This window comes from Enterococcus silesiacus (assembly GCF_001886225.1).
GTDB classification, from domain to species: domain Bacteria; phylum Bacillota; class Bacilli; order Lactobacillales; family Enterococcaceae; genus Enterococcus_L; species Enterococcus_L silesiacus.
In genome coordinates, this window is sequence record NZ_JXLC01000008.1 from 131,345 (window position 1) to 144,379 (window position 13,035).

Genomic DNA, 13,035 nt, shown 5'->3' on the forward strand with positions numbered 1-13,035 from the left:
TTTGATTTGATTTTATACCTCGATCTTTACTTCAATTCTTTTTTTTAACCAATAGATATAGCCAATAAATAGTAGTATACAAAGAATGAATAAAGCTGCTCCAAGCACAAATCCTTGCGGTAAGAAAACAAAATTGATCTCATGTTCACCAGCTGGTACTGGGATCGCTAAAAAGGCATCTTTGAATGTTGGAATCGTCACCTGTTTTCCATCAATATAGGCTTTCCACCCCTTATCATATGGAATCGTTGTTAACAACACTCTATCTTTATCAAAAGAAGTTTGAGCCTGTGCTTTGCGGCCATTCGTTTTAAAGTCTACACTTTTTTCTTGAATCTTTTTCACCGATTTTTCAAATTCCTGTGTATTTAAAAAGACAACATCTGGTTTAAACAACGTAGTTCTCTGTTTACCACCTGTAAAACTAGTCGTCACTTTTATTGTTTTTGTTTTTTCATAATAGCCTATTGAATGATATTGACCATCATCACGTAAATCGGTTCTACGTGTTACACCATCGACTGTCACATGTACTTTGGTGTCTATTGCTGCACCTAAATCTGTTGGTACTAAGCTTAAATAGCCTTGTGAATGTGCTGGAACTGTGATTAGCCACGTAACGGATTTTATTTTATTTGGCTCTTCTTCACCAAAGCTGACTGTGTTTTCTTCCTCTGTAATAATGACATTTTTTGAGTCTACCATCGTGGCTTCTCCAAAACTAAATAATTCACCTTCAGAACCAGATAAATAATTGAAAAGTTCTGTTTGATTTCGGACTGCTTCTTTTTCGTAGATGCCGTTATCAGTCATAATTCCTAAAGGTAATGCATAGTCATTTTTATAAAGGCTATAGTCACCTGATTGACCAATTTTTTCATAGCCAAACTTGTTTAGATTTCCTTTAGCAACGGTATATTTCATCCCAATCAACGCATCCATCAGCAAAGTATTATTTTCATAATGAACCTGAAGATTGCTGCCTAAAGAACGAAATCCTAATGCATTCATATATTGCGAAGAATGTCTATTGCGAATCGATGAAAACATCCCGATGCCATGATAGCCAAAATTAAAACTATCGTCTAAAGAAATTGGATTTAAATTTTCCATTCTAAAAAAAGTTTCATTTGCTTTAGAGGCTTGATCTGACAACTCTTTGATTTGAGGATAGGGCTTAGCAATCAAGTCACGCGAAGGATAATTCCAATCCTGTTTAATTCCTTTTACTAAAGCTTGTGCATTTACAAAAGCCTCTCCACTCATTAACAGAACAATTAACACAGGTAGCCACTTTTTCCACCTTGGCTGATACACATAAAAATATAAAAGTAAGACATACGCTGCAAGCAAACTAATCGTTACAACTAACGACATTGTCGTGATAACACCATACCTTTTCTTATTAGACGCAATCAAAAAGACAATGAACAGACCTGCTATCCCCAGTACACCATTCAACAGTTGATTGAAGTCGCTCTTTTCAAATACTTCTAAACCATATCCAGCCAATAAAATCACTAAAAATGAAAATAAAAAGCTAAACCTAAACAACAACATATTTGGTGAATGCATGCCATGCCACGCTAGATTAAGTGGTAAAATGTAGACACTTGCAATCAATAAGATAAATAAGCTCCCATAAAGCAATTTATTTTTAAGTGCAATCTTGTTGCTGATAAAGTAAAACGTACAAAAAATCAATGCAAATAAACCAATATAAATAAAAGGCATACTTTCAAATTTAGACGTATCATAAACACCCACTAAACTTTTTGCTACAAAATCCCATGGGCCAGTATCAGGTGTTAAAAAAGTCGTAATCGCCGACAAACTTTCACCATTATTACTAAGATCAAAAATAGTCGGCAATATGGTGATCATTGAAGCACCACCAGCAAGTAGAGAAGTAATCAAATAGGTAGGAATCCTTTTTTTATAAACACTCCAATTACTGATTGCTCTGACAAAAAAGTATAGAAAAGAGAAAACGCCTACCATAAAAGCCATGTAAAAATTAGATAAAAATAAAAGTAGATAACTAACAAACAATAGAATTGGTTTCTTACCGTCCATCAACCGATGGATACCTAGAATAATCAATGGTAAATACATAAAGGTATCCAGCCACATGATAACTTCCGAGTATCCTACACTATAAGACATTAATGCATAAGATACACTTAAACCGGCAACGAACCAACGATTGATTTTAAACGTGTTGTGAGCGAATACCCAAAAAGCCAAGCCACTTGCCCCAAACTTAAGTAGCGTTAAATAATACAAAGCATCCGCCATATTTCCATTATCAAAAAAGAAAACGAGTGGCGTAAACAAGCCATTTAAATAATAAGCCATCAACGCCCAGTAATTTAAGCCTAATGAGCCGGACCAAGTATAAAAAATATTTTGCTTGCCATGCAAAACATTATTAAAGCTAGCATGAAAATTTGCATATTGTGTAAATGAATCACTCGCTAAAACCGTTAATTTACTACCTGGATAAATATCGTTAAAATAATAAGTCACTGCCATTAATACAACTGGTATACTAAAGCTCAGCAGCATCACCAAACTATTTTGTTTTAGAAACTCTTTTATTCTATGTTTTTTCATTTTTAGCGCTCACTTTCTTTAAAGTTCCCAGCATTTTATCGGACAACCCCTAGCTTGTTGAACGGATAATACCGATAGACAACGATTCCTTCAATTTGATTCTGATCAACCAAGCCAAATATCCGACTATCTTCAGAATGATTTCTATTATCACCTAAAACAAAATAAGCATTTTCAGGTATCTTATAATATACTGATAATGCCTTTGCAACCTTGGTTGTAACATTAACCTGAATCGTTCCATCTGGTAGTTCTTTAGCTGCTAAGTTTTGGCCATAGAGATTTTTAGGATTGTTTTCTGCTTGATGATTGATATACAACGTATTTTCCTCTACCCAAATAACATCACCTGGCATTCCAATGACTCGTTTGATATAAGAGTCGCCCTGCGCCGTTTTCGGCTCAAAGGTAACAATCTCATATCTAGATGGATGCACTCCTTTAGCAACCAAAACACGATCCTTATCAGCAAAAGTCGGTGCCATAGAATGCCCCGCTACTTGATGTGTGGCCATCCGGAACAAGAACAGCATACAAACAATGAAAAAAAACAGAAAAATCAAGTTCGAAAAATAACGACGTACTTTCCCAGCTCGACTTTCTTTTTGATTTTTTTTTCTTTCAAGCATTTGTTGCCTTTGTATGTAGCTAAATGTGTTCTTTTTTTTATGAGGTGTTCTTTTTCTTGCATGACCAGCAGGACTTTTTCTAAGTACTAGCTGCTCTGATTTTGGCTGTTTCATTTTTTCACCTCGTTATTCATAGACTAAAAATGAGTCATTTCATGAATTGGAAATATTCTCATTGTTACTACACCGATAATATCTTTTTCATCTACCAGCCCAAAGTACCGACTGTCTGTTGAATAGCGTCGATTATCACCCAAAACAAGGTACTTCCCTTTGGGTATACTTGTTTCTTGCAATAGTTCCTGTAACGAAAAATCGGGTGTACTATTGGTATCTTTTTCCCCTCTAGCTTCTGTTTTTTGAGACATAAAGCGTTCCACTATTTCTTCTCCGTTTATATATAATTTATCTTTTTTATAGGAAAAATCTTCACCTGGTAAAGCAATTACACGGCGAATCATGACTTCCCGATTTTTAGGATCTTTGAAATAGACTAAATTGAACCGCTTGACCTGTCCCCATTTATTCACGAACAAGCGATCCTTATCATTCACTGTTGGTGTCATGGAATAGCCTTCAACTTTAGGGATAGAGAACGTAAAATATGCAATGACTGAAATCAAGGACAAAGTAAGAACGATCGTAATGATCACTTCTAAAATCAGCTTTTTACGTTGTTGCTTCTTTAAAGTGATACGCTGTTTTTTTGTTAATCGCTTTCCTTTACCTCTCTGTTGCTTCTGTTTGTTTCGAGTTTTCGCGTCTATTGAAGATTTTGTTACTTTCGGTGCTCTAGCCTTTTTTCGTTTTTTAGAGAGATTAGTAGTATTCTTTTTCAAAGTTGGTTTCATTTTGGTTACTGGACGTTGTTTCTTCTTTTGATTGCCTTGTTCCATTTGATTCACCTCAACCTAGCTGCTACTTTTTGCTCTTCAAAGCAGCTTCATTGACTTTAAATCGTTTGAATACTTTCTTTTGACTATCTTTCACTTTTTTTACATCCTTTTGATAGCCTTCCATCGTATCAGTGTTTCCTAAGCTGTCTACGGTCTGACTACTTAAGTTTGTTCCAAGTTCTTTCAGCAAAATAAAGTGCCGATTCAACAGTATTTGTCCTTCTTCTGTTAAGCCTTGATACGCTCTTCTCGCACCATAACTAGATAAAGATAGCGAAAGCTCCCTTAGATTTTTAATTGATTTTTGTGGATTTTCATTATTTTTAATATTGCTTAATTGAAGCTCAACTTCATCCAGCAAATAATAACTTTGAACGATAGACTCTGAATCATTCGCATTCAAGTTATTCATTTGGTAATGACGAGTGTAAAAAGCGCCTCCCGTTGTCATCAACATTAAAACAAAAAGAATGATCCCACTATTTCGCTGGCGTTTGACTTGTTTTTCAAATTTACGGCGTTTCAAAATAAATTGTTTCCGTTTGCGCTTATTTTTGGGTGGTCGCTTTTTCAATGGACGTAATTTTCGTCTAGTCATTATCGAAAGAGCAACAGAGAATAGTGCAAACAGGAAAAAGAGCAGGGCACTAGATAGTAATGTTACAAAAGACCAATCCAACATACTCATATTCGGCTCTCTCTCCTTTAAGTTTTTTTATTTAGCGTTTCCTTTTTTTAGCATTCTTTTTCTTTGGGGTTCTTTTTTTATTAAGCGTCCTAACTACAAAGAATATAATCACTCCTAAAACAAAGACACCTGCAACGATTGGTACAATTAACTTCCAGTTAATCCCTTGTTCTTGAACTAAATTAACATCTTGCTTGTTATACTTATCGGCATCCTCATCTGTAATTGTAAATTCTTCATTCCATTCCCATTTTCTATCCTTTGAAGTCGCAAGAACGTGTGCTCGATACTTACCTGGCACCATTTTTTCACCATTCATTGAAATCGGAAAATCCATCATACTATTTGGTGCAAAGCGCATACCTGCTTTTTTAGTATCATAAATAACACTATCTGATTCTTTTGACATGATTTGAACATCCAATGTTAATTCATCTAAAATTGCTGCTTCCGTATTCGAAAGATTCACAAAAATACTATTTCTGTAGTTACTTAATCCAGCATATACTTTGTTCAATTTCAATTCAGGTTGTACAACGGCATCTGTTTCAGTCAGTACCATACCAACTAGAAACGCATACTCATTAACAACTCCCTTTTGTTTTGCCTGTTCTTCTTTGCTAATATGACGTTTCATTTCAATACCACCAGAAATCATACCATCGTAACTACTTTCTGGCATTGTAATAGCTAACTTCAATGGCACTGTTGTTTTAGGTGGGATTTTTACAGATTCTTCTCCTTTGACGATATCTTCAAAATCATATTTCAATGATTTATCATTATCGATTGAACTCGGACCATATTCAATCACACCATTTCCATTTGTTTTGGCACCACTAATCGAAACTTCTACTTCCACTTCTTGATCTCCATCATTTGTCAAATCAATTTGAACAGTCTGTTTTTGTCCAGGCGTCATCTTCAAATCATAATAACCAACTTGTGGATTTTGTTGATTGTCTGGTTTAATCACTTTGTAACTGAAGCCTAACGGATTTTTTTGTTCCTCTTGTTTTTTTGAATCATCGGCGAATGCCAGTTGCGTTGGCAAAACAAAACTAGCTATGTATATAAGAGAGAGTATAAATATAATTGCTCTTTTTTTCATTACGGTTCTCTAACCTTTCTATGAAATGAAATTCGCCGACTCATTGAGCCAGCGAACCTCACTCAGTACTTATTTTTTACTTTAAAATGAATTAATGGTTACGACTTAAAGTACGTCAGCCATTGTCCAAGTGATTTTTGCAGAGTAATCTCCTTCACCAATTGCAGTAGTTGCTGGAATGTTTAAGACAACTGCATCTTTAGCAGTGTCATCAGAGTGTAAACCAAAATTAAGTTCAAATTTACCATAACCAACGCCGTCTGCTGCTTCTTTGTTATCAACAAAAATTACTGAGTCGCCTGCTGTTGCAGCTTCTCCTGCTGTAAGTTTCAATGTTCCTGCTTTTTCAGCTGGTTTTAAGCTTGGATCTGCTGTTGAAGTTACATTGATATTTTTGTAGGTAATGTTAGCACCTTTCAAGTAAGTACCGCTTGTTTTTTCTTTGAAGTTTTCAGTGATTTTAGCACTTACTTGATATGGACGGCTATCAGTCGCACGTAAATCTTGGAACCATACAGCGTTTTGCATGTCAAATTTCTCAGTATTAGTCGCTTTATCTGCTTCTGTACTGTCTGGATTTGCTGTGATAAGTAATGCATTATAATCACGTTGCGTTTGACTTGTTAAAATATCGTGTGAATCAAATTCTAATGGGCTAATACCGATAATTCCCATAGGTCCAGGGTTTGTTGTAGTGATCCCTGTTGTGATTGTTGTACCAGTTGAATTACCTGGATCAGTGATGACTGGATCCTCATCTGAGTTATAAGTGAACTCAATGTGTCCAGACCCTTCAAGATCGTTTGCCTTTGTTGTGTTTGGCAATGCTAAAGCTACTCCTGTTGCTGCTAATAAAGCTGCTCCGCATAATTTGTGTGTTAATTTCATTTGTATTTCCTCCTAAAATTGTGTGTTTTTATTTATGGTAACTCGGCTAATGTCCAAGTTAGCACCGTAGTGTAAGGTACCGGATCTTTTTTCGTTGTTCCGGGTATTGACAACGTTATTGCGCTGTTTTCTTGTATTTGCTTATTTTCAAAGCTTGCATCAAGCATTGGCTTTCCGTCTGATTCGACTTTGGGTTTCAAGCTATTTTCTCTTCCAAGCGGATTATCAGATGATGCTCCGAATGAAATAGACCATGTGCCTGCTCCTGTGCCTGTTTTTGCTTCTGCTAAGTTATATGTTTCTCCAATATTTTCCAGACGAATAATATCACCTGAAACAACTGGGGCATATGCTTTATCTACTGTAGAATTCGTCCATGATTTGTCCAAAGACAACACGGCGCCATTTAATTGATTGTTTGATGTTTTCGTATTTTGAAATTGTGTCTCTTGTTTTAAACGAAGAGTCCACCCCGTTGCTCCGCCGCGATAATCTGAAACTTGGATAAAATTCCCACGCGCTTCAGTTGCGTCATGAAATAATTGAGCATTCACTGAATAAATCATATCTTTATCAGATATTTTATTGCGTCCAGTAAAATTGAACTGTGGAACAAAATCAATACGCAGTTTTCCAGATGAACTTGGACTTTCTCCTGCATCGACAGTGTTATCCGGGTTTTCCGGATCTCTAATCCCTACATCGTCATAGTCACCAGTAAACTTGATAGAACCTGTGCCATCTAAACTTCCTTCAGCGGATACAGTCTGACTCCCTGTAATAAAAGGTCCTGCACCTAGAAGAATTGCGGCAAGTAAAGACAATGTCATTATTCGTTTCATTGCTTAATGCCCCTTTCCTTCTTGCTTTTCCTTTTTCCATTTCAAAAGAAAATAGGCTAAAACAATTACAACCACAACGACACCACTGATGGATAAACTTGTTCTTACTAATTCACCAGTTGAAGGATATCTACCTTTAGGTTTGACTGGCATTTCCTTTTCAATTGGTTTTGAAAAACTAGTTGATGTTGATGGTTCAGTTGAACCATCTTCTTCATAAAAGCCAATTTCTCCATTTGTTTGAACAGCACCGCCGCCATTTTCATCTCCTTGTGCATTGACCATTTGAGCTGGCAAAATGAATAGCGTAAACCAAGCAATGAAAAAGATAAGCAGATATGTTACTTTTTTTGTTCTCATTTTATCCCTCCATTATTGGGTTTCGCTTAAGGTAAACTTGATCGTTGCAGTGTATTCGCCAAGTTTTCTATATTGATTTGCTTCCAGAACCATTTTAAAACCATTTCCTTTTTTGACCCATTCTTCTTCACTCACATTTTGGCTGCCTCTGGCTTTTTTGATAATGTCGTATGGTTCTTCTAATTTCAACACATTATCACGTGCACCATCTTTATAGATAAGCGCTTCTGGTAACTTATAAGATTGGTCATCTGTTGATTCCATCACTTTTGTTACTTTAGCTGATAGCTTCCAATCAGTTAAAATTTCTCGGCTATCACTAACAACAAGAGATTGATCGTACTCTGGATCATCCGCAGAAAAATTACCATAGCTTCCCGATTCTTTTAGCCCAAAATCAATCATTTTGGGGGCTGAAACAAATGAAAGAACGCCTTCGACCTTTCCGCCCGGTAAGCCAACCTCATTAGAAGTTACTGTAAGAAGTTCATGTGCTGAGTCTGGATTGATCGGACCTTGGACAAATGGTTTTTCTTGCGGTGAATCACCAGTAGCTTTCGCTGTATTTTTAATGTCGCTACCGACAATCGCATTTTGTCCAAGTTTCACTTTAAAGGTTACTGTTACCTTCTTGTTGGCAGCTAAATCTCCAGCATAAATCTTCAATGTTCGGCTTTCTTCAACATAACTAAATTTACTTTGATCAGCACCAATAGACTCACCATTAATGGTAATACCATGGTTTGTTGGATCAAACTGTAACCCCGCTGCAAGGACATCGACTAATTCAATATTTTTCCAAGGGGCAGATTCTGCTTTAGGGTTTTCAGCTTGCAACGTATAAGTCAGCGTATCACCAATTGCCGTTTTATCAGAGCCGCCACTTGATGCTACTGTTTTAACCAGTTTTGATTGGTCTGGAATGACATCTTTAACAACCAAACGATTTGCCGGATTAAAGCGGTCATCTTTGGTGCCAGATTTCACTGCATCATGATAGCCTGAATAAGCTTCATAGCCAGTAACTTCTTCACTGATATTTCCAAATACACCATCTGGTTCTTGTGTATATGTTTTCGGTAATGTAAAGGCTGGTAAAGGACTAATCGTTGCCTTATCTTTAAAATAAATGTCAACTGTAGCGGTCTTATCTAAATATTTAGGCAGGTCAAGTGTCCACGCTCCAGCATTTACTGTTGTTGTGATTGCTTGACCATCTGAACCTTTTAACCATTCCCCATTCACTTTAACGAAAACTTTTGCACCATCTTCACCGCTTGTCCCTGATAGTTGTTTTGTTGCGTTATTTAAATCTGTTGTTACTACTGCTTTGGTTGGTGGTGTAACATCAATCGTAGCGACTGATTCTGCCCAGTCTTTTAAATCTCCAGGAACTTCATCACCTGGCTTACCTAGATGGACAGTGTTAGGATCAGGATTTAAATCTCCAGCTTTTCCACCACGCCATGCTCTTACCACTTCAATTTTGTCACCTGTTTCAAAAAATTCAGTATCTCCATTTGCCATACGCTTATTTTCAGCTTGGAATAACCCCGGACGGGCACCTTCACCATAAATATTTAGCCCTTGTGAGTTCTCATCAGCACCAACTGTTTTTCCATTGATTTCATAGGTTTCGCCAGTATTCGCTTTGGTAACTTTTAAAACGACTGTTACTTCGTCTGTCCAAGCAGAACGAGAACCCTCAACACCTTCTGGAATAGTAACATGGCCAAATGCATACTTATCAGCATTCGCTGGTGTTCGTAATTCATCGACAACTGGATTAGCATTATTTCCACTAATCCGTGCCATTGTTCGCATATTATTGGCAGTACTTCCTAATACAGCATGAACTGAATCATCCGTCGTAAAGGTCCCTGGTAAATTTAGTTGACTCATTTCGAATGTGCGATATCTTGCCGCACGTGAGCTGTGATAATCATATCTAAAGCCAGTATCATAAAGTCCCATATCGATCAGTGTCCATGCACTATATGGATTACCTTCTAGTTGAGCAGCATTTCCCTGCTTCCAAACACTGACATCAGAGTAAACATTTTTTAAATCACCACTACCATTGAAAACTACGCTACCGCTATTATTTCTAAAATCGTAGTACAACATATTGTGAAATTCCAAAATCGAATTTGATCCAAAACTAAACGTACCACCTGTACCGTACCCATCAATTGTAAACTCTGTTCCTGGATCACCAGCAATAACTGTTTGATTTCCTGAGCTGAATCCTCTTCCTAAAGTAGAAACTATTTCTACCTTAGAATTTTTGTCTTCCAATTTAAACGAATTACCCGTACCTGTATAGTTGATTGCCTCTTGGTTACCATTACCAATTATTTTAAATTTTGATCCTCCAGTAACCTTTACAGCATTGTTCCCACCAGACAAGCGCAGTGTTTCAGAACTTGAACTAGCGTCCTTAATGATTGAAAATTCTGAATCATTTTCAATATTAAACTGCATATCGCTTGATGTTCTAAAACGCATAACTGCTCCAAAACCATTTCCTCTTGCATCATTTCTTATTTTTGCATTCAGTACAGCTTTATTTTTAATATTAAAAATGCTGCCGTTCCCTTGTAGAATTGTTGCTGGATGCGATTCTGAATCTAGATAAAAATGGGCAGAATTCGTTACTTCTATTAAAGAATTCACTCCTTGTATACAAAGGATCCCCCCAAATCGATCTGTCCCAGTTTGTGAGCTATAAATGGTTGCTTTTGTTCCTTCACCATCAAATTTCATTGTTGCACGGTCCCCATCGATAGCAATCATGGTTGTTCTACTATTATTCAATTCTAGCGTTGAACCTTGATTGACGAGAATCGTTGCATCATTTACTTGAGAGCCCATGAACATATCTGAGAATGTTCCACTAATCTTTGTTCCATTAGTAATAGTTATATTTTTAGCTTCAAACAATTTATGCCAGCTATCATTCATACTTGTTCCACCAGCACCGCCAGTACCTACCCCATTATGAGTCAGGTGGATGTTTCCTCCATCCATCAAAATAGCGCCATTTTGCAGATATGCAATACGTTTAGTATGTCCTTCAATTAATGAAATATTATTAAAGGCCGCTGTCCAATTTGAACTGACAGCAGGTGCCGCATAGACCAATGCATCAGCGCTAGTAACTGCACTACCAGAACCTTTCAGATTCACATTATTAAATCTGAGTTCTGAAGCTGTTCCAACTGATCCTAAAGTAATTCTAAAATTAGCACCAGCGTTAGCCCCAAAATCTAAACTAAAATTATCTACTCCATTAGCACCATCGATTGTTACACTTCTGCTTACAGTACCTGGATTCAGCGCTGAGTTCCCACGAGCAATATCTTTAGACAACTTGATCGAACTGACTGCAGGATTTTGTAAAGCACTCACAAATGTCCCCCAGTCCTCAACAGTGACTAAATTTCTTGCATTAAAAGTAACAGGTGAGGCAATTGCATTATTGTTACTTTTAGACTCAGCTACTTGCTTCTGATAGTTCAAATCAAAACTAGCTTTTGCAACCACAGTATCTTGTTGAGTGACTTTAAGTGTATCTGCTATATTTTTCCCAGCTGTCTGCGCCTTTAAAATTATTGGAAGTTCATATTCTCCTGTAGTCTCTTTAAATTGAATAGCTATTTTATTCATTTGGTCGTAATCTTTAATACTTAGCTCATTTACAACCTTTGATGGTAGAGACTCTATTAGCTCCTCACCAAATAAAAGACCTACTTTTTTTTCATCTAAAGATAATACAATTTCTTCTTTTTGTGGATTTTTAACCTTCAAAAGAAACTCTATTTGATCTGTTGATTCAGAAATTTTTTCAAGAGTATATTGGCCTTTATTCTTCTCAGAAGCTTGTATCTTGGTTTGATTACTAACTATCAGAAATCCTAAAATACTAAACAAAGAAACCAACAAAACAACTAATATCGATTTTTTTCCGATCTTCATTATTTTTCTCAACTCCTCTCTATTTGTATAATTTTTGGTGTGTCGGATCACACTATATTATTTCAATTTTTGAACCCAAGCTGAATTTTCCAGTCTTGAATAAAAAAATGGAAACCAGATTAATTACGTAACCATCAACTAGACAACATATACCCCCTAGAGCGAACTGTTCGAATATATTTTGGCTTAAAGGAATCGTCTTCAAGTTTTTTTCTCAAATGAAAGACTAGATTGGCTACCCGATATTTTTTATCGCCCTTTTCCTCTCCCCAGACTTCTTTATACAATTCTTCATATGTGATTGCTTCACCTTTTCTTTGAATCAATGATTCCAGAGCTTTAAATTCCAATTTAGTCAATCCAACTTCACCTTTTCCTTCGATGTTCACGGAGAAATTGTTGGGGACTAGTTGGATTGCTGGCCGCGCTCCTTCCGTTGTTTGAAGAATTGCAGTCTGCTGACCTTTCTTGTTCGATCTTCTTTCAAGTGTATTCATAATGAATAAGCAAAACTCATCTGACTCTGTGCGACGATCAAATGTGCCGTCTGCCCCAAGTTGAAGATGAACGATTCGATTTACTTTTGTTGGTTCACTAGACAAAATCCAGATAAAATGATTCGTTAAGCTTCTTATTTTGATAATTAATTCGCATGTCAGTCCAATATCTTCTAATGTAGGTTCTATGATAATCACTGCATCCATGATAGGGATTCGTTCAGCCATTTCATTTAGATTAATTTGATGAATTAGACATTTTCTTTCTTTTAAAGCAACTATGTACTCTGATTGATAATTTCCAACTGTATTTACGAGCCCTATGTTAAACATTTGTTTCCTCCTTCTTCTTGATGATAATGCTTTGCTAATCCTTTTAAATTTATCCTGTATTTACTTTTAAATAAAAACTAACAATCTCATAGTTCAAAATTATTATTTTATTCTGTTTTATAGTAAAATAGACTCTGATTGCCACTTTTTATGATTCATATCTGGGTTTCCTATTCTAAATAAGAACAGGAAATCAA

At 36.3% G+C, this 13,035-nt stretch carries 10 protein-coding genes; all 10 read right to left on the minus strand.

Going from position 1 to position 13,035, the window contains the following annotated elements; translation table 11 throughout:
- Positions 1-12: 12 nt before the first annotated feature.
- Entirely contained in the window at positions 13-2,616 is a 2,604-nt protein-coding gene (locus RV15_RS07620; protein WP_071877463.1) for a YfhO family protein, read from the minus strand.
- A gap of 35 nt (positions 2,617-2,651) precedes the next feature.
- A complete protein-coding gene (gene lepB / locus RV15_RS07625; RefSeq protein ID WP_071877464.1) occupies positions 2,652-3,359 on the minus strand; it encodes a signal peptidase I in 708 nt (235 codons plus the stop codon).
- Positions 3,360-3,382: 23 nt separating this feature from the next.
- Positions 3,383-4,141 (minus strand): signal peptidase I, encoded by a 759-nt coding sequence (lepB, locus tag RV15_RS07630; RefSeq protein WP_083429129.1) that lies wholly within the window; start codon positions 4,139-4,141, stop codon positions 3,383-3,385.
- 22 nt (positions 4,142-4,163) lie between these two features.
- Positions 4,164-4,829, minus strand: a complete 666-nt coding sequence (locus RV15_RS07635) for a hypothetical protein (protein WP_071877465.1) — start codon at positions 4,827-4,829, stop codon at positions 4,164-4,166.
- Between the two features lie 31 nt (positions 4,830-4,860).
- Positions 4,861-5,940, minus strand: a complete 1,080-nt coding sequence (locus RV15_RS07640) for a WxLIP family cell surface protein (protein ID WP_071877466.1) — start codon at positions 5,938-5,940, stop codon at positions 4,861-4,863.
- Positions 5,941-6,045: 105 nt separating this feature from the next.
- Entirely contained in the window at positions 6,046-6,828 is a 783-nt protein-coding gene (locus RV15_RS07645; protein WP_071877467.1) for a WxL domain-containing protein, read from the minus strand.
- A 32-nt stretch (positions 6,829-6,860) separates the two neighbouring features.
- Positions 6,861-7,670: a WxL domain-containing protein gene (locus RV15_RS07650; protein WP_071877468.1), complete on the minus strand. Its 810-nt coding sequence runs from the start codon at positions 7,668-7,670 to the stop codon at positions 6,861-6,863.
- Between the two features lie 3 nt (positions 7,671-7,673).
- The gene (locus RV15_RS07655) at positions 7,674-8,030 is read right to left on the minus strand and encodes an EF2685/EF0750 family sortase-dependent surface protein (RefSeq protein WP_071877469.1); all 357 of its coding nucleotides are present in this window, start codon (positions 8,028-8,030) and stop codon (positions 7,674-7,676) included.
- Positions 8,031-8,042: 12 nt separating this feature from the next.
- A complete protein-coding gene (locus RV15_RS07660) occupies positions 8,043-12,008 on the minus strand; it encodes an isopeptide-forming domain-containing fimbrial protein (RefSeq protein ID WP_071877470.1) in 3,966 nt (1,321 codons plus the stop codon).
- Positions 12,009-12,142: 134 nt separating this feature from the next.
- Complete coding sequence (locus RV15_RS07665; protein ID WP_071877471.1) at positions 12,143-12,838, minus strand: DNA-binding response regulator; 696 nt, start codon at positions 12,836-12,838, stop codon at positions 12,143-12,145.
- Between the last annotated feature and the right edge of the window lie 197 nt (positions 12,839-13,035).